Consider the following 16800-nt stretch of genomic DNA (forward strand, 5'->3'; position numbering starts at 1 on the left):
TCATTGTCCGCGCATCCCGCCGTGCAGCAGTTGCGCGGCCATCAGCAGGCCGATCAGCACGGGCTGGTGGAGCATGTAGAAGCTCAGCGACCAGCGCCCCAGCACGGCCAGCGGGCGCGGCGCCGCGCCGGCCCACAGCCCCGGCCGCGCGCGCGTGGCGACGAAGCCCAGCAGCATCAGGCCCAGCCAGGGCAGCACCGGCACATAGTCCTCGGTGATGGGCTTGTGCGTGACCAGGCCCACCCAGTTCGCCCAGCGCGTGTCGAAGAAGGGCAGCTGCACGAAGCGCGGCGCCGCGATGGCCAGAGCCGCGAGCCCCAGCAGCGCCACGTTCGGCAGCCTCGCCAGGCCCAGGCGCAGCATCAGCAGCATCAGCGCGATGCCATGCAGCACACCGAAGCTGATCCAGCTGCCCGGGAACATGACCCACGAGCCCAGTGACACCAGCACCGCGCAGCCGGCCACCTGGCCCCAGCGCTTCCAGAACCGTCCGCTGCCTTGCCCCCCCAGCACCGCGAAGGCCTGGCCGCCGCCGGCGCAGAACAGGAAGAGGCTGACGATGCAGACGCGCTGCCAGGTCCAGACCGGGTCGCGGTAGAAGTCCTGGCGAATCCAGCCGAAGTGGTTCAGGTCGAAGCTGAAATGGAAGGCCGCCATCCAGACGATGGCGGCGCCGCGCAGCGCGTCGAGGCGGTCGGAACGGGAAGACGGTGCGGCGGCCTCGGGCATGGCTAGGGAGTCGGCGTGGACGCCGGATTCTGGCCCCTGCGCGCCCACTCCTGTTGCGCGCGCAGCCTCTCGTCGGCGATGCGGCGGCGCGCGATGCGGTCGCCCTCGTCCGGGTCGGCCGCGCTGTGCATGGCCTCGGCGCGCAGGCGGGCGTCGCGGCGGTCGCGGTCGCCGTTGTTGGACTGCGTAGCCTGGGCCGCGCGGCTCACGGCCCAGTCGGACTCGCTGTAGCGCCCCTGCCCCTTGCGGCACTGCCAGGCGCGGCGCAGCTCGTCCTGCATGAACTGGCGCTCCGCGTCGCCCAGCGTCGTCGAGTTGCCGCGCGTCTGCATGTCGCGGATCTCCGCGTCGCCCGGGCAGGCATTGGCCGCGGGCGCATTCGGCGCCGACCCGGCCGATGCAGGCGCCAGCGCCGCGCGCACCGCCTCGGGCGCGAGGCCGCCTGCCACATTGGGCTGCAGCCGGCGCGCGGGCAGCGGCTGGCCGGCGGCCTCGCAGGGCCGGTCGCTGTAGCGCACCTGGCCGGCCACCTCGCATTTCCAGACCGGCTGCGCCCCCACGCCCGACAGGCCGCAGGCCATCCCCAAACCCAGAACCCAATGCACGACCTTCATGCGCCACCCCTTTCAAGCCGATGCGATCGGAGGCTAACGCAGCAACCGGGCGCCAGGCCGACAGCGCCGCCGAATTCGGCACGAGCGCAGCCGCTTGACGCCATAAGATGGGCCGGCGCCGCCGTGGCGCCAATCATGGAAAGCGTGTGGACATGAAGGCATTGCTGATCTCGACCCTCCTCGCCGCCTCGATGCCGCTGATGGCACTGGCGGCCCCCCCGGCCGACGCACCGGCCGGCACCACCGGGCTGTGCAAGGACGGCAGCTACTACAGCGGCGCCAAGAAGGGCGCCTGCCGCGGACACAAGGGCGTGAAGGACTGGTATGGCGACGCCGCGGCACCGGCGCCTGCGACCGCCCCCGCGACCGCACCGGCTGCCAAGCCCGTCGCCGCCGCGCCGGCACCTGCCCCGGCCACGGCAGCGGCGCCCGCCAAGACCGGCAAGCCCCAGCCCCCGCAGCCGGCCGCCACGGCCGCGCCCGGCGGCGGCCCCGGCCTGGTCTGGGCCAACGAGAAGACCAAGGTCTACCACTGCGAAGGCGACCGCTGGTACGGCAAGACCAAGGAAGGCGAATACATGAAGGAAGCCGACGCCAAGGCCAAGGGCTTCAAGGGCCCGCGCGGCAAGGACTGCAAGGCATAAATCCGCCCGCCCCCTGCGGCCTGACGGCCGCCCCCTCAAGGGGCTGAGCCCGGACACAAACAGTCCTGAGGACTGTTTGTGCCTGGCGAGGGCCAAGGCCTCTGGCCTTGGCAACTCCCGACGGCCCGGCAAAGCCGGTTCCGTGGGAGTCGCTGGATGAAGCGGCGCCGCAGGGCGCCGTTGCTTTATTCACCATGTTGATCAAGCCTCTGTTTCTTGCCCCGCTGCTCGCCGCGACGCTGGCCTGGGCTGCCCCCGCCGTCCAGCCCCGCGCCATCGCGCCCCGTGCCGCGCTCGACGCCGAGGAGCTGAACAACATCGGCGTCTTCAAGCGCGTGTCGCCCTCGGTCGTTCACATCACGACGCTGGCCGTGCAGCGCGACTTCTTCTCGCTGCGCACCAGCGAGCAGCCGCGCGGCACGGGCACCGGCTTCGTCTGGGACGAGGCCGGCCACATCGTCACCAACTTCCACGTCATCCAGGACGGCGACCGCGCCACCGTCACGCTGGCCGACCAGAGCAGCTACCCGGCCCGGCTCGTCGGCGCCTTCCCCGACCGTGACATCGCCGTGCTGCGCATCGAGGCGCCGCGCGACAAGCTGCCCGCTATTCCAGTCGGCAGCAGCCGCGAGCTGCAGGTGGGCCAGAAGGTCTATGCCATCGGCAACCCCTTCGGCCTGGACCAGACCTTGACGACCGGCATCGTGTCGGCGCTGAACCGCGAGATCGAGTCCGTCACGCGCCGCACGATCAAGGGTGCGATCCAGACGGACGCCGCCATCAACCCTGGAAACTCAGGCGGGCCGCTGCTGGATTCGGCCGGCCGCCTCATCGGCGTCAACACGGCGATCTACAGCCCAAGCGGCGCGAGCGCGGGCATCGGCTTCGCAATCCCTGTCGACGAGGTCAACCGCATCGTGCCGCGGCTCATCCGCGACGGCCGCTTCATCCGCCCGGCGCTGGGCGTGACGTCCGGCCCAGCCCAACTGTCGCAGGCGCTGGGGGCGCCCAAGGGCGTGCTGCTCGTCAACGTGGCGGCCGGCAGCCCTGCCGCCGCGGCCGGCCTCAAGCCCTATGGCCGCGACCACAGTGGGCACATCGTGCAGGGCGACGTCATCACGGCCGTCGACGGGCAGGCGGTGGCGGACCTGGACGACCTGCTGTCGCTGCTGGAGACGCGGCAGATCGGGGACAGGGTGACGTTGACGGTGTGGCGGGCAGGGCAGACACGGAAGGTGACGGCAACGTTGGGCAGTTCCGACTGAGGCTGGATCAACGGGGGATACATGACTCGAATCGACAGGCTCACAAGAATGGTCGCTGTGTTCGATCAATTCCACGGCGCAATCGAGGTGCTGGAAGATCCGGTAGCAAAAAGACTTGTGGCAAATTGGGCTGACGTTCGAGGCAACTACGTCGCCCCCACTGAAGCCCCTCGCTCAGCGCTCGCGGCGGGCATGGAACAGGGTCTTCGTGAGACGCCGATGCTGCTAGGGTCGATGCGCCTTGAAGCGAGAAAGGCTGCAAATGAAGCTCTCGGTGCCGCGATTGCAGCGCACTACCCCGAGTTCTTGGTCAAGGACGCGGCGCAGCTCGAAAAGATCAGACTACGCGGCTCCATCCGTGGCGAACGCGAGTTCCACCTCGTCCGCCACCGCATCGACATCTTGGAAGCCGAACCAGGCTGGAAAGAAGACCTACTTCAGCTATACGAGCTGCTAGATAGATTCGAAGCGCGCGGCAAATAGTCTCCCAACTCGTAAAGTAGCGCCCCCCACCCGGCCGCCGCGCTGGGCTCATTCGACAGACCGACAGACAGGACACCCCATGGGCGCCCAATGGAAAGCCAAGCACAAAGACATCGCGGCCAATGCCAAGGGCAAGCTGTTCGGCAAGCTGGCCAAGGACATCATGATCGCGGCGCGCAACGGCGCTGACCCCAAGGACAACGCCAGGCTGCGCATGGCCGTGGAGGCGGCGCGCAAGGTGTCCATGCCCAAGGACACGCTGGACCGCGCCATCAAGAAGGGCGCCGGGCTGACCGGGGAGACCGTGCACTTCGATCAGGTCATCTACGAGGGCTTTGCGCCGCACCGCGTGCCGGTCATGGTGGAGGTGCTGACCGACAACACCAACCGCGCCGCGTCCGACATGCGCGTGCTGTTCCGCAAGGGCCAGCAGGGCACGCCGGGCTCGGTGAGCTGGGATTTCGACCATCTCGGCCTGATCGAAGCCGAACCCGCCACGCCGGGGGCGGACGCCGACACGGCCGCCATCGAGGCCGGCGCGCAGGACCTGCTGCCCGCCGACGAAGACGGCGTGACGGTCTTCCTGACCGACCCGACCGACCTCGACCTCGTGGCCCGTGCCCTGCCGGCACAGGGCTTCACGGTGCTGAGCGCCAAGCTGGGCTACCGGCCCAAGAACCCCATCGACCCGGCGAGCCTGAGCGCCGAACAACTGGAAGAGGTGGAGAGCTTCCTCGCCGCGATGGACGACAACGACGACGTGCAGCACGTCTACGCCGGCCTCGCCGGCTGACCGCGCTCAGCCGGCGCATTGCGTCAGCAGCCACTGCTCGAAGGCCTTGACCGCCGGCCGTGACTTGGCCGCCGGGTCGACGATGAGCCGATACGCCCGCGCCGACGCGATGCCGGCATCGAAGGGCGTGACGAGCTGGCCGCTGGCCAGCAGCGCATCCACCAGCGGCCGCCGGCCCAGCGCCACGCCCTGCCCCGCCACGGCGGCGGCGATCGCCTCCGAATAGCTCGAAAAACTCAGCCGCGCCACCGGCCGCAGGTCGGCCAGGCCCCAGGCGCTCAGCCAGGGCTCCCATTCGGCCGGCATGCCGGCGCTGTCGTCGTCCATGGCCAGGTGCAGCAGCGTGTGCCGGGCCAGGTCGGCCGGCTCGCGCAGCGGCAGCGCCAGCTCATCGACCAGGCGCGGGCTGCAGACCGGCAGCATGGACTCGGCGAACAGCTGCGTCCCCAAGGCCGTGCCGACCGGGCTGTAGCGGATGGCGAGGTCGAAGCCCTCGCTGGCCAGGTTGCGGTTGCCCAGGCCGGCGTCCAGCCGCACGTCGATGCCCGGGTGGGCGCGCGTGAAGGCCGTCAAGCGCGGGATCAGCCAGAGCGACGCAAAACCCGGCGTCGTCGTCAGCGCCAGCAGCTGGCGTTGGTGCGGCTCGCGCACGGTACGCACGGCGACGCGCAGCGTGTTCAACGCGGCGGCGCAGGCGGCATGCAGGCGCTGGCCGTCCTCGGTCAGCGCGAGCGCGCGGTGGCGGCGCTCGAACAGCGTGACGCCCAGCGCCTCCTCCAGCGCCCGCATCTGCCGGCTCATGGCCGACTGCGTGACAAAGCGCTCCTCGGCCGCCTGCGTGAAGCTCAAGTGGCGCGCCGCCGCCTCGAAGGCGGCCAGCAGCTGCAGCGGCGGGAGACGGTCTAGCGGCTTGTCTTGCATGAGTTGGAGGAATGCGAAGCCTTCCGAATCATCGTTTGTCGGTAGATGGCGCGGCGCTCACTATCCGCGCCAGACGGCCACGATGCAAGCATCCCAACCCGGCATGCAGCGCCGCCCAAGGAGCACACGATGCCCAATGCCACCACCCGCCTGCTGCTGCAACGCGGCCAGGCCTCCCGCCTCGCCAATGCCCGCGCCACCCGCCTGACCAGCGCGGCCGGCACGCTGTGGATCACGATCGACCACGACGCGCGGGACATCATCCTGGAGCCCGGCCAGGGCTTCAGCGTGCAGACCGGCGAGCCGGTCACCGTCAGCGCGCTGAGCGGGCCGGCGGTGCTGGACCTGCAGCCGCTGGAGGCCAGGCCGTGAACGCCGCACTGGCAACCACGGTCGCCGTCGAGCACTGGCCCCTGCCGGGCGGCCGCAGCGTCCGCCTGCGCGCCCTCGGCCCGGGCGACGCCGGTGCGGAGAAGGCCTTCTTCAACGGCCTGTCGCCGGGCTCGCGCCAACAGCGCTTCCATTTCGGCCTGCGCGAGCTCAGCCCCGCGCTGCTGCGGCTGCTGATCGACGTGGACCAGCGCCTGCACCGCGCCTGGGTCGTGGAGACCGGGGATGCCGGATCGCCCGCCGTCATTGCCGACGCCCGCTATGTCTGCGATCCCGAGCGGCCCACGGTGGCCGAGTTCGCGCTGGCCGTGGCCGACGACTGGCAGGGCCGCGGCCTGGGCCGCCGGCTGCTCGCCCACCTGATCGCGCAGGCGCGCCGCCAGGGCCTGCGGCAGCTGTTCGGCGACGTGCTGGCCGAGAACCGCCGCATGCTGGGGCTGATGCGCGAGTTCGGCATGCGGCTGCAGGCCCACGCGGATGGCGCCGGGCTGGTGCGCGCGGTGCTGGCGCTGGATGGGGCGGCAGACTGATCCGGCGATTGCGGACATCGACCCGCCCCTCATGAGCGGCAAACCCTTGTCACGCATCTGATTTCCGGCATCGATTCAGGACAGAATTCAGGCCAAGCCTCCTGAATCCATGCCCGCCGGCGCGCGGCCGACCTCGCATGAAACGCCTGCTCCTCGCCCTGCTGCTGCCCACCCTGGGCATCGTCCTCCTCAGCCTGGCCGCCGGCGAATGGCTGACCCGCCCGGCCCGCGCCCTGCTCGGCCCGCCGCCAGCAGACCTGGTCGGCCAGGCCGTGCACATCCGCGTCGGCGATGCCGGGCAGGCCAGCGGCTGGTTCCTGCCCGGGCGGGCCGGCGAAGGCGCAGTGCTGCTGCTGCATGGCGTGCGCGGCAACCGGCTGCAGATGCTGGAGCGCGCCCGCTGGCTACAGCGCGAGGGCCTGGCCAGCCTGCTGATCGACCTGCCCTCGCATGGCGAGAGCAGCGGCGACCGCATCAGCTTCGGCCGCCGCGAGGCTGCCGGCGTGGATGCCGCGCTGGGTTGGCTGCGCACCCAGCTGCCGGGCGAGCGGCTGGGCGCCATCGGCGTGTCGCTGGGCGGCGCGTCGCTGCTGTTCGCGCAGCGCCGGCCCGAGCTGAATGCCGTGGTGCTGGAGTCGGTCTACCCCACCATCGTCGACGCCGTGCGGGACCGGCTGACCACGCGCCTCGGCCCGGCCGGGGCCTGGCTGGCGCCGCTGCTGCTCGTGCAGCTGCCGCTGCGCCTGGGCCTGGACGTGGAACAGCTGCGGCCCATCGATGCCGTCGCCAGCGTGCGCGCGCCGCTGCTGATCGCCGCCGGCACCGAAGACCGCAGCACGCGCTGGCCCGAGACCGAGGCCCTCTACGCCGCCGCGCCGGCGCCCAAAACGCTGTGGCCCGTGCCCGGCGCCGGCCATGTGGACCTGCATGCCTTCGCCACCCCGGCCTACGAGGCCAGGCTGGGCCCCTGGCTGCATGCACGGCTGCGCATGCCCCCGCGCTGACGGGGCCAAGCGCGGGCCGGCAAGATGACGGCCATGACCACCCTGACCCCGCTCTCCATCCTGGACCTGGCGCCCGTCGTCGAAGGCGCGACGACCCGCGACGCGCTGCTCAACAGCCTGGACCTCGTGCGCCTGGCCGACGAGCTGGGCTACCAGCGCTACTGGGTGGCCGAACACCACAACATGGAAGGCGTGGCCAGCTCTGCCACCGCGGTGCTGATCGGCCAGCTCGCGGCCGCGTCGCGGCACATCCGCGTCGGCGCGGGCGGCATCATGCTGCCCAACCACGCGCCGCTGACCATCGCCGAGCAGTTCGGCACGCTGGCCGAGCTCTTTCCCGGCCGCATCGACCTGGGCCTGGGCCGCGCGCCGGGCACGGACCGGCCGACGATGCGCGCGCTGCGCCGCAGCCTGGAAAGCAGCGGCGAGGACGCCTTCCCCAACGACGTGCTGGAACTGCAGGCCTACCTCGCGCCGGTGGCCGAGGACGCCGTCGTGCGCGCGGTGCCGGGCCAGGGCACCGAGGTGCCGATCTGGCTGCTCGGCTCCAGCCTGTACTCGGCGCAGCTCGCGGCCTACCTGGGCCTGCCCTTCGCGTTCGCGTCGCACTTCGCGCCGGAGCTGCTGATGCAGGCCCTGCAGGTCTACCGCACGACCTACCGCCCCAGCCCGCGGCACGCCAAGCCGCATGCGATGGTGGGGCTCAACATCGTCGTCGCGCCGACCGACGAGGAGGCGCGCTTCCTGTTCACGTCGGCCCAGCAGCGCTTCCTGGGCATGGTGCGCGGCCGGCGCGGCAAGCTGCCGCCGCCCGTGCCCGGCATGGACGCGCTGTGGACGCCCGCCGAAGCGGCGCAGGTGGCGCGCATGCTCAGCGAATCCATCGTCGGCTCGCCCGACACCGTGCGCGCCGGCCTGGCCGCGACGCGCGAACGCACACAGGCCGACGAACTCATCGTCGCCTGCGCGGTGCATGACCACGCGGCGCGCCGGCGCAGCTACGAGCTGCTGGCTGCGCTCGATCAGGGCTGAGCGGCACGGGCGGCCCCTATCATCGACCGATGCCCCCACGCCGCCCTGCCCCGCCGCCCGAACTCAGCGAGCCCGCGATCCGCGTGATGCGGCGCTTCCGCCTCGTCTTCAACACGGTGAAGACGCATTTCCAGCAGGTCGAGAAGCTGGCCGGCATCGGCGGCGCGCAGCTGTGGGCGCTCAGCCTCATCGACGCGCAGCCGGGCCTGGGCACGAGCGAGCTGGCACGCGCGATGGACGTGCACCAGTCGACCGCAAGCAACCTCGTGCGCACGCTGGTGGCGCGCGGCTTCGTGCAGGCCGACAAGGGCGGCCAGGATCGCCGCGCCGTGCAGCTGACGCTGCGGCCCGAGGCCCGCGCCGTGCTGGACAAGGCACCCATGCCGCTGAGCGGCGTGCTACCCCAGGCACTGGCCTCGCTGGACGCCGACACGCTGGCCCGGCTGGACGAGGATCTGGCGCAGCTGATCGCCGTGCTGGACGGCGACGTGCGCGCCGCCAAGATCCCGCTCGGCCAGTAGGTCGGGCCTCGGTCGGGCTCATGCCCGACGGCTTGCCGGCCGCCGGGCCTTCGTCCCGCGTCGGACAGTCCGCAGGGACTGTCCTCGGTCAGACTCATGCCCGACGGCTTGCAGGCCGCCGGGCCTTCGTCCCGCGTCGGACAGTCCGCAGGGACTGTCCTCGGTCGGGACTCAGTGCTGCGGATAGGCGATGTCGGCGCGGCGGTTCTGCGCCCAGGCGGCTTCGTCGTGGCCGCTGGCCTTGGGGTGTTCCTTGCCCCAGCTGATGGCTTCCATCTGGCCGTCGCGCACGCCATAGGTCTTCAGCGCCTTGACGACGGCCTCGGCACGCTTCTGCCCCAGGGCCAGGTTGTACTCGGCGCTGCCGCGCTCGTCGGCATTGCCTTCGACCTTGACGGCCAGCTGGGCATTCTTGACGAGATAGGCGCCATGGCGCTGCAGCATCGCGTCGTAGTCGGTCTTGACGGCGAAGTTGTCGAAGTCGAAGTAGACGCTGCGCTCGGTGGAGATCAGGCTCCTGGGGTCGAGATGGGCGGGCAGCTCGACGGCGGCGACCTTGGGCGCGGGCGCCGGGGCCGGCGCAACGGGTGCGGGGGCCGGGGCCACGGGGGCAGGAGCCGGCGCAGGCGGCGGCACGACGGGCGTGCTGCTGCAACCGGCCAGCACCAGACCCAGGGCCAGGATCGCGCCCGGCGTCGAATTCATCAGCTTCATGGATGGAGTCCTCAAAGGCGCAGGAATCGCGCCCAGGACCGCCATGATAGCCAAATACTTTTGTGCAAATCTATATCAACGCGTACGCGGAGCCGCGCAGCTCGCGGCATCCGTCACTTGATGCGCTGCTTCTCGAGCTTGCGCGCCAGCGTGCGCCGGTGCATCCCTAAGCGCCGCGCGGTCTCGCTGATGTTGAAGTCGGTCTCGGCCAGCACTTCGTGGATGCGCTCCCACTCCAGCGTCTTGATGGAGGCGGTCTGGCGCTCCGTCACCTCGACCTCGGCATCGCCCTGGCGGCGCGCGAAGGCGGCCTCGATGTCGTCGGTGTTGGCCGGCTTGGCGAGGTAGTGGCAAGCGCCGAGCTTGATGGCCTCGACGGCGGTGGCGATGCTGGCGTAACCGGTCAGCACGACGATCAGCACCTCCGGGTCCCAGGCCGCCAGATTCTGCACGCAGGCCAGGCCCGACGCCCCCGCGGCGAGCTTCAGGTCGACGACGGCATGGCCGAGCTCCTCGTCCTCGGGCAGCGCGTCGAGCAGGTGCTTCATGTCGTCCAGCCCCGTGGCGCGGACGACGCGCCAGCCGCGGCGCTCGAAGGAGCGGGTCAGCGTGCGGGCGAAGCTGTCGTCGTCCTCGACGATGAGCAGCAGGCGGTCTTCTTCAGGAACGGTGGGCATGGCTCGGTGATTTTTGCGGCAGCAGCGCGGCCAGGGGCAGCGTGAGGGTCACGGCGGCGCCGCCCTCCTCCCGGTTGCGCGCCTCCAGCCGGCCGCCCAGCGTGCGCGCGACGTTGACGGACAGGAACAGGCCCATGCCGCGGCCGGGCTGGCCCTTGCTGCTCTGGTAGGGCTCGCCGAAATGTTCGAGGCGCTCGGGGGCGAAGCCGGGGCCGTCGTCCAGCACGGTCAGGCTCAACGTGTCTTCGTCGGGGCAGGCGGCGACGAGGCTCAGGCGGGTGCCGGGGGCGGCCTCGGCCGCGTTGTCGAGCAGGTTGGCGATGACCTGCTGCAGCGCGCTGTCCGAGATGATCTCCAGTTCGGGCAGCTCGCCGTCGCGGCGCAGCGCCAGTTCGGCGTTCGGGTGGGCCTGGCGCCAGCTCTCGGCCAGGCCGTCGATGAAGGCCTGCAGCGGGGCGAGCCGCGGGGCTTCGCCGCGCATCTCGCCGGCCGACATCAGGATGCCGGTCACGATGGCCTTGCAGCGCAGGATCTGGCGCTGCATCTCCTCGATCTCTTCGCGCAGCTCGGGCTCGGCGGCGAAGGGCGCCATATGCGCCCAGTCGCCGAGGATGACGGACAGCGTCGCCAGCGGCGTGCCGAGCTCGTGCGCGGCGCCGCTGGCCAGCAGCCCCATGCGCACGATGTGCACCTCCTCGGCGGCGCGCTGGCGCAGCCCGGCCAGCTCGGCGTCACGCTGGCGCAGGTTGCGGTTGATGCGCACGATGAAGACGCTGAGCAGGCCGACGTTGAGCAGGAAGCACAGCAGCAACCCGCCCAGGTAGTTGGGCGACAGCAGCGTCGGCATCTGCGGATCCAGCAGCAACGGCCGGTGCCACTGCATCAGCGCGACGAAGCCGCTCAGCGCGCTCAGCACGACGGCCCACAGATAGGCCGGCCGCAGCAGCACCGAGGCGACGGCGACCTGCAGCAGATAGAGGTAGATGAAGGGGTTGTCGCTGCCGCCGGCCAGGTAGAGCTGGCCGGTCAGCACGCCGACGTCGACGATCAGCGCGATGCACAGCTCCAGCTGCGACACCGGCTGCGACAGCCGGTTGCGCCACAGGCTGAACAGGTTGAAGGCGACGAGGATGCCAAGCAGGCTCAGCATCTCGGCCCAGGGCAGCACGATGCCCAGCGCCGCGTGCACGACGAGCACGGTGGCGAGCTGGCCGCCGACGGCCAGCCAGCGCAACTCGATGAGCTGGCGCAGATTGGCGCGGCCGGCGCGGCGCTCGGGCGCGGCGGCGACCGGTTCGGCGGGGACTGCGAGGTGGTGGTCGGTAGTCAAGGCGAGGTCCGCCGGCGCTCTTCGCGGACCAGATAGCCGGCCGCGGCAGCGGCCATGGCCGCGAGCGCCAGCCAGGTGGCGGCGTAGACGGCGTGATTGTTGTTGAAGTGCAGCACCGTCAGCCCGGGGCGCGGCCAGCGCTGCGGCTGTGCCGGGTCGGCGGACTCGTCGACGAAGAAGGGCGCGACCGGCCCGGCCAGCCGCAACTGCGCTGTTATGCCGGCGACGTCGCGCGAGTACCAGCGGCCTTGCGCCGGCGCGTTGCGGCGCAGCGGGCCGCCGCCGGGCTCGCTCAGACGCAGCAGGCCGGTCAGCTCGACCGGTCCGTCAGGCGGCGCATGCCGCTCGGGCGCGCGCAGCTCGGGCGGCACGAAGCCGCGATTGACCAGCACGAGGCTGCCGTCGTCCAGGCGCAGCGGCGCCATCACCCAATGGCCACCGCCCAGTTCGGTGGTGGCCTGCACCAGCGCCTCGCGCGGCTCGAAGCGACCGTGCAGCCGCAGGCGGCGGTATTCGTCGGGCTTGCCGACGGCAGCCCAGGCCACGGGCGCCGGCGCCGCGACGGGTTCGGCATGGACCTGGCGCTCGACGCGCGCGATCAGGTCTTCCTTCCAGCCCAGGCGCTGGACCTGCCATGCGGCCAGCGTCAGAAAGCCGACGCTAGCCAGCGCCGCAGCGACGATCAGGGCGATCCGTGCGGCGCGATTCATGAAGCTCTCGTCCAGCGCATGGTGTCTTTCGCGGGCCGAGCGCCGGGCCGCTCCCAAGCCGGCCCGCTCTGGCGATGTGCTTGCGGCTCGACGCCGCAAGCATCGCCGTCCCCTTGGGGGACCGACCAGGCTTGCGCGCGTTCAGCGTGGCAAGACTGGGCGAGGGGCCTCATACCCGTTCACGGCATATTGCGCATCGCCGCGGGATCGGGCGTCGGCATCATGTTGGCGTTCATGTGGACCATGACCCAGACCGAGCCGGCCAGCATGATGACGACCAGGGCCACCGTGAACAGCAGGGCCAGCATGGACCAGCCGCCCTCGACCTTGGCGTTCATGTGCAGGAAATAGACCATGTGCACGACCATCTGCACGGCCGCGAAGCCGAGGATGACGAAGCCCGTCATCTTGGGGCTGGGCAGCACCTTGGCCATGACCAGCCAGAACGGAATGGCCGTCAGGATGACCGACAGGATGAAGCCGGTGGCATAGCCCTTGAAGCTGACGTGGAAGCCCCCGTCATCGTGGTGGTCGTCGTGGTGGGCGTGAGCGTGATCGGCAGCCATCACATGGACCCCATCAGATAAACGAAGGTGAAGACGCCGATCCAGACGACGTCCAGGAAGTGCCAGAACATCGACAGGCACATCAGGCGGCGGCGGTTGGCGGCCGTCAGGCCCAGCCTGCCGACCTGGACCATCAGCGTGACCAGCCAGATCGTGCCGAAGGTGACGTGCAGGCCGTGCGTGCCGACCAGCGTGAAGAAGCTGGACAGGAAGGCGCTGCGCTGCGGGCCGGCGCCCTCGTGGATGAGGTGGTGGAACTCGAACAGCTCGATGCCCAGGAAGCCCAGGCCGAACAGGCCCGTGATGGCCAGCCAGGCCAGCACCTGGCCCTTGCGCTTGGACTGCATCGCGATCATCGCGAAGCCGTAGGTGATGGACGAGAACAGCAGCAGCGCGGTGTTGACGGCCACCAGCGGCAGGTCGAACAGGTCGGCGCCCGACGGGCCGGCCGCGTAGTTGCGGCCCAGCACGGCGTAGGTGGCGAACAGCACTGCGAACAGCAGGCAGTCGCTCATCAGGTAGAGCCAGAAGCCCAGCATCGTGCTGCTGGGCGGGTGGTGGGCGCCCGCGTGGTCGTAGTAGACCGGTGCGCCGTTCACATGGGTGGCAATGCTTGCAGACATGTCAGGGCCTCTCCGGCTCAAGCCGCCGAACCGGCAACAGCAGCGAGGGCACGGGTGCGCTCGTCTTCGCTGCGGGTCACGGCATCGGCCGGGATGTGGTAGTCGCGGTCGTAGTTGAAGGTGTGCACGATGGCCGCGATGACGGTGGCGGCGAAGGCCAGGCCGGCGAGCAGCCACATATGCCAGATCAGCGCGAAGCCCATGGCCGTGGCCAGCATGCCGATGACGAAGCCGGCGCCGGTGTTCTTCGGCATGTGGATGGGCACGAAGCCCTTCAGCGGCCGGCCGACGCCGCGCTGCTTCATGTCGTGCCAGGCGTCCAGCTCATGCGTGATGGGCGTGAACGCGAAGTTGTAGTCCGGCGGCGGCGAGGAGGTCGACCACTCGAGCGTGCGCGCGCCCCAGATGTCGCCGGTCGTGTCGGCCAGTTCCTTGCGGCGCCATACGCTGACGGCGATCTGCACCAGGAAGGCGCCGATGCCGCAGGCGATGATGGCGCCACCGATGGCGGCCACGACGAAATAGGGCTGCAGCGACATGTCGTCGAAATGGCTCACACGGCGCGTGATGCCCATCAGGCCCAGGATGTAGAGCGGCGTGAACGCGACCCAGAAGCCGATGAACCAGCACCAGAACGAGACCTTGCCCCAGAAGGCGTCCAGGCGGAAGCCGAAGGCCTTGGGGAACCAGTAGTTGATGCCGGCGAACACGCCGAACACCACGCCGCCGATGATGACGTTGTGGAAGTGGGCGATCAGGAACAGGCTGTTGTGCAGCACGAAGTCGGCCGCTGGCACGGCCAGCAGCACGCCGGTCATGCCGCCGATGACGAAGGTGACCATGAAGCCCACGGTCCACAGCATCGGCACCTCGAACTTGATGCGGCCGCGGAACATCGTGAACAGCCAGTTGAAGATCTTCGCGCCCGTCGGGATCGAGATGATCATCGTCGTGATGCCGAAGAACGAGTTCACGCTGGCGCCCGAGCCCATCGTGAAGAAGTGGTGCAGCCAGACGAGGTAGGACAGGATGGTGATGACGACCGTGGCGTAGACCATGGACGCGTAGCCGAACAGCTTCTTGCGGCTGAAGGTGGACACCACTTCCGAGAAGATGCCGAACACCGGCAGCACCAGGATGTAGACCTCGGGGTGGCCCCAGATCCAGATCAGGTTCACGTAGAGCATCGCGTTGCCGCCGAGGTCGTTCGTGAAGAAGTTGGTGCCGAGATAGCGGTCGGCGGTCAGCAGCGCGAGCGCGGCGGCCAGCACGGGGAAGGTCGCGACGATCAGCACGTTGGTGCACAGCGAGGTCCACGTGAAGACGGGCATCTTCATCATGGTCATGCCGGGCGCGCGCATCTTGATGATGGTCGCGATCAGGTTGATGCCCGACAAAGTCGTACCCACGCCCGCGATCTGCAATGACCAGAGGTAGTAGTCCACCCCCACGTCGGGGCTGGCCATCAGGCCCGACAGCGGCGGATAGGCCAGCCAGCCGGTCTTGGCGAACTCGCCGATGAACAGCGACAGCATGACGAGGACGGCCCCGCCTGCGGTCATCCAGAAGCTGAAGTTGTTCAGGAAGGGGAAGGCCACGTCGCGCGCGCCGATCTGCAGCGGCACGACGTAGTTCATGAAGCCCGTCACCAGCGGCATGGCGACGAAGAAGATCATGATGACGCCGTGGGCCGTGAAGACCTGGTCGTAGTGGTGCGGCGGCAGGAAGCCGGCGTTGTCGCCGAAGGCCATGGCCTGATGGGCGCGCATCATCGCAGCGTCGGCGAAGCCGCGCAGCAGCATCACGACACCGAGCACGATGTACATGATGCCGATCTTCTTGTGGTCGATGCTGGTGATCCAGTCGCGCCACAGCGGGCCCCACAGGCGGAACTTGGTCAGCAGGGCCAGCACGAAGAGGCCGCCCAGCGCGACGGCCGCGAAGGTGCCGACGAGGATGGGCTCGTGGTAGGGGATGGCGTCCCAGCCCAGCCGGCCGAGGATGGGGTGAAGTTGTTCAGCGGACATCGGTCGGACTCAGTTCTTCAGCGACATGGCCGGCGCGGCCTCGGCTGTTTCGACGGGCAGGCCGAGCGGATTCGTCGGCGTGCACAGCGCGGCGACGACGGTGCGCTCGCGGCGGGCGCCGTCGAGGTCGCGCCAGGGGCTGCGCATCGTGCTGGCCACGCCGCCCTTGCCGGCGCCGCCGGCGGCGTCGATGGCCATCATCTGGCTGGAGCACATCTTCTTGCCGTCGACGCAGCGGTCGACGATGGCGCTCCACAGGCCCGGCTCGACGCTGGCGAAGCGGCGGATGGGTTCCTTGGTGCTGGGCTGCTCGAGCTTGAGGTAGTCGGCGCGCGTCAGCGTATTGCCGCCGGCCTTGTTGCCCTCGACCCAGCGCGCGAACTCCTCCTCCGTCAGGCCGTGGAACTTGAAGTGCATGTCCGAGAAGCCGGCGCCGCTGTACTGGGCGGACAGGCCCTCATAGACGCCCGCCTTGTTGATGACCGCGTGCAGCTGGGTCTGCATGCCCGGCATCGCGTAGATCATGCCGGCCAGCTCGGGCACGTAGAAGGTGTTCATCACCGACGTGGACGTGAAGCGGAAATGGATCGGGCGATCCACCGGCGCGGCCATCTCGTTGACGAGGGCGATGCCCTGCTCGGGATAGATGAAGAGCCACTTCCAGTCCATCGCGACCGCGTAGACCTCCAGCGGCTTCACGTCGGCGGCCAGGGGCTTGTCCTCGGCGATGCGGTCCAGCGGGCGGAAGGGGTCGAGCTTGTGCGTGCTGATCCAGGTGATCGCGCCCAGCGCGATGATGATCAGCAGCGGCGCGCCCCAGATGACCAGTTCCAGGCGGGTGGAGTGGTCCCACTCGGGCGCATAGGTCGCCTCCGTGTTGGACTGCCGGTAACGGTAGGCAAAGTACAGCGTCAGAGCGATCACCGGGACGATGATCAGCAGCATCAGCAGCGTGGAGGTGACGATGAGGCTGGCCTGTTGCTGCGCGATGTCGCCGTGGGGCTTCATCACGATCAGGTCGCAGCCGCTGAGCGCGAGGCTGGCCGCGAGGGCGGAGCCCCAGGCCAAGACGCGAGACGGGAGGGTAGGTTTGTGGTACATCCGGACACCTGATTAGTAATGTGCCTCAGCCCCGCCCCGAATCTCGCTGATGCGATGCGGCGAACAGCGTGCCGTGTCGACGATCAGCCGTGCGACGAGGCTGCGCAGATCGAAGCGGCGGTTGAA

General features: G+C 69.9%; 20 protein-coding genes. 9 read left to right on the top strand and 11 right to left on the bottom strand.

Annotated features, from left to right (window positions below):
• Nucleotides 1–729, bottom strand: coding sequence for an acetyltransferase domain-containing protein (locus NYP07_RS19055; RefSeq protein ID WP_268153308.1), 729 nt, complete (start codon nt 727–729; stop codon nt 1–3).
• A 2-nt stretch (nt 730–731) separates the two neighbouring features.
• Nucleotides 732–1343 carry a hypothetical protein gene (locus tag NYP07_RS19060; protein ID WP_268153309.1) on the bottom strand — a complete coding sequence of 204 codons (612 nt, stop codon included), beginning with the start codon at nt 1341–1343 and terminating at the stop codon, nt 732–734.
• A 152-nt stretch (nt 1344–1495) separates the two neighbouring features.
• Between NYP07_RS19060 and NYP07_RS19065 the strand changes: the two genes are divergently transcribed.
• The 4 genes from NYP07_RS19065 to NYP07_RS19080 all read left to right on the top strand — a co-directional run bounded on the left by NYP07_RS19065 (nt 1496) and on the right by NYP07_RS19080 (nt 4528).
• Nucleotides 1496–1987, top strand: a complete 492-nt coding sequence (locus NYP07_RS19065; protein WP_268153310.1) for a DUF3761 domain-containing protein — start codon at nt 1496–1498, stop codon at nt 1985–1987.
• Nucleotides 1988–2181: 194 nt separating this feature from the next.
• Nucleotides 2182–3252, top strand: coding sequence for a S1C family serine protease (locus NYP07_RS19070; RefSeq protein ID WP_268153311.1), 1071 nt, complete (start codon nt 2182–2184; stop codon nt 3250–3252).
• A gap of 57 nt (nt 3253–3309) precedes the next feature.
• Entirely contained in the window at nt 3310–3735 is a 426-nt protein-coding gene (locus NYP07_RS19075) for a hypothetical protein (RefSeq protein ID WP_268153312.1), read from the top strand.
• A 79-nt stretch (nt 3736–3814) separates the two neighbouring features.
• The gene (locus NYP07_RS19080; protein ID WP_268153313.1) at nt 3815–4528 is read left to right on the top strand and encodes a YebC/PmpR family DNA-binding transcriptional regulator; all 714 of its coding nucleotides are present in this window, start codon (nt 3815–3817) and stop codon (nt 4526–4528) included.
• Nucleotides 4529–4534: 6 nt separating this feature from the next.
• Here the strand turns inward: NYP07_RS19080 and gcvA are convergent, their stop codons facing one another.
• On the bottom strand, nt 4535–5449 hold the full coding sequence (gene gcvA, locus NYP07_RS19085; protein ID WP_268153314.1) for a transcriptional regulator GcvA: 915 nt from the start codon (nt 5447–5449) through the stop codon (nt 4535–4537).
• A 129-nt stretch (nt 5450–5578) separates the two neighbouring features.
• On the opposite strand from gcvA, the gene NYP07_RS19090 reads away from it, so the two are divergent.
• The 5 genes from NYP07_RS19090 to NYP07_RS19110 all read left to right on the top strand — a co-directional run bounded on the left by NYP07_RS19090 (nt 5579) and on the right by NYP07_RS19110 (nt 8926).
• A complete protein-coding gene (locus NYP07_RS19090; RefSeq protein WP_268153315.1) occupies nt 5579–5821 on the top strand; it encodes a DUF2917 domain-containing protein in 243 nt (80 codons plus the stop codon).
• A complete protein-coding gene (locus NYP07_RS24070) occupies nt 5818–6369 on the top strand; it encodes a GNAT family N-acetyltransferase (protein WP_268153316.1) in 552 nt (183 codons plus the stop codon). Before NYP07_RS19090 ends, NYP07_RS24070 begins: the two co-directional genes overlap by 4 nt.
• A 137-nt stretch (nt 6370–6506) precedes the next feature.
• Nucleotides 6507–7373, top strand: coding sequence for an alpha/beta hydrolase (locus NYP07_RS19100; protein WP_268153317.1), 867 nt, complete (start codon nt 6507–6509; stop codon nt 7371–7373).
• A gap of 24 nt (nt 7374–7397) precedes the next feature.
• Nucleotides 7398–8405: an LLM class flavin-dependent oxidoreductase gene (locus NYP07_RS19105; protein ID WP_268153318.1), complete on the top strand. Its 1008-nt coding sequence runs from the start codon at nt 7398–7400 to the stop codon at nt 8403–8405.
• Nucleotides 8406–8434: 29 nt separating this feature from the next.
• Entirely contained in the window at nt 8435–8926 is a 492-nt protein-coding gene (locus tag NYP07_RS19110; RefSeq protein WP_268153320.1) for a MarR family winged helix-turn-helix transcriptional regulator, read from the top strand.
• 171 nt (nt 8927–9097) lie between these two features.
• On the opposite strand, the gene pal is transcribed toward NYP07_RS19110, so the two are convergent.
• From pal to cyoA, 8 genes are all read right to left on the bottom strand, one after another.
• On the bottom strand, nt 9098–9640 hold the full coding sequence (gene pal / locus NYP07_RS19115; protein WP_378990052.1) for a peptidoglycan-associated lipoprotein Pal: 543 nt from the start codon (nt 9638–9640) through the stop codon (nt 9098–9100).
• 113 nt (nt 9641–9753) lie between these two features.
• Nucleotides 9754–10317, bottom strand: a complete 564-nt coding sequence (locus tag NYP07_RS19120; protein ID WP_268153321.1) for a response regulator transcription factor — start codon at nt 10315–10317, stop codon at nt 9754–9756.
• On the bottom strand, nt 10301–11647 hold the full coding sequence (locus NYP07_RS19125; protein WP_268153322.1) for an ATP-binding protein: 1347 nt from the start codon (nt 11645–11647) through the stop codon (nt 10301–10303). The genes NYP07_RS19120 and NYP07_RS19125 overlap by 17 nt, the downstream gene beginning before the upstream one ends.
• Nucleotides 11644–12357 (bottom strand): SURF1 family protein, encoded by a 714-nt coding sequence (locus tag NYP07_RS19130; RefSeq protein WP_268153323.1) that lies wholly within the window; start codon nt 12355–12357, stop codon nt 11644–11646. The genes NYP07_RS19125 and NYP07_RS19130 overlap by 4 nt, the downstream gene beginning before the upstream one ends.
• A gap of 179 nt (nt 12358–12536) precedes the next feature.
• Nucleotides 12537–12923, bottom strand: a complete 387-nt coding sequence (gene cyoD / locus NYP07_RS19135) for a cytochrome o ubiquinol oxidase subunit IV (protein WP_268153324.1) — start codon at nt 12921–12923, stop codon at nt 12537–12539.
• Nucleotides 12923–13546: a cytochrome o ubiquinol oxidase subunit III gene (gene cyoC, locus NYP07_RS19140; RefSeq protein WP_268153325.1), complete on the bottom strand. Its 624-nt coding sequence runs from the start codon at nt 13544–13546 to the stop codon at nt 12923–12925. The genes cyoD and cyoC overlap by 1 nt, the downstream gene beginning before the upstream one ends.
• Before the next feature lie 17 nt (nt 13547–13563).
• The gene (cyoB, locus tag NYP07_RS19145; RefSeq protein WP_268153326.1) at nt 13564–15573 is read right to left on the bottom strand and encodes a cytochrome o ubiquinol oxidase subunit I; all 2010 of its coding nucleotides are present in this window, start codon (nt 15571–15573) and stop codon (nt 13564–13566) included.
• A 9-nt stretch (nt 15574–15582) separates the two neighbouring features.
• On the bottom strand, nt 15583–16674 hold the full coding sequence (gene cyoA / locus NYP07_RS19150; protein WP_268153327.1) for a ubiquinol oxidase subunit II: 1092 nt from the start codon (nt 16672–16674) through the stop codon (nt 15583–15585).
• Nucleotides 16675–16800 lie beyond the last annotated feature (126 nt).

Source organism: Pelomonas aquatica (assembly GCF_026712205.1).
GTDB lineage: Bacteria > Pseudomonadota > Gammaproteobacteria > Burkholderiales > Burkholderiaceae_C > Pelomonas > Pelomonas aquatica.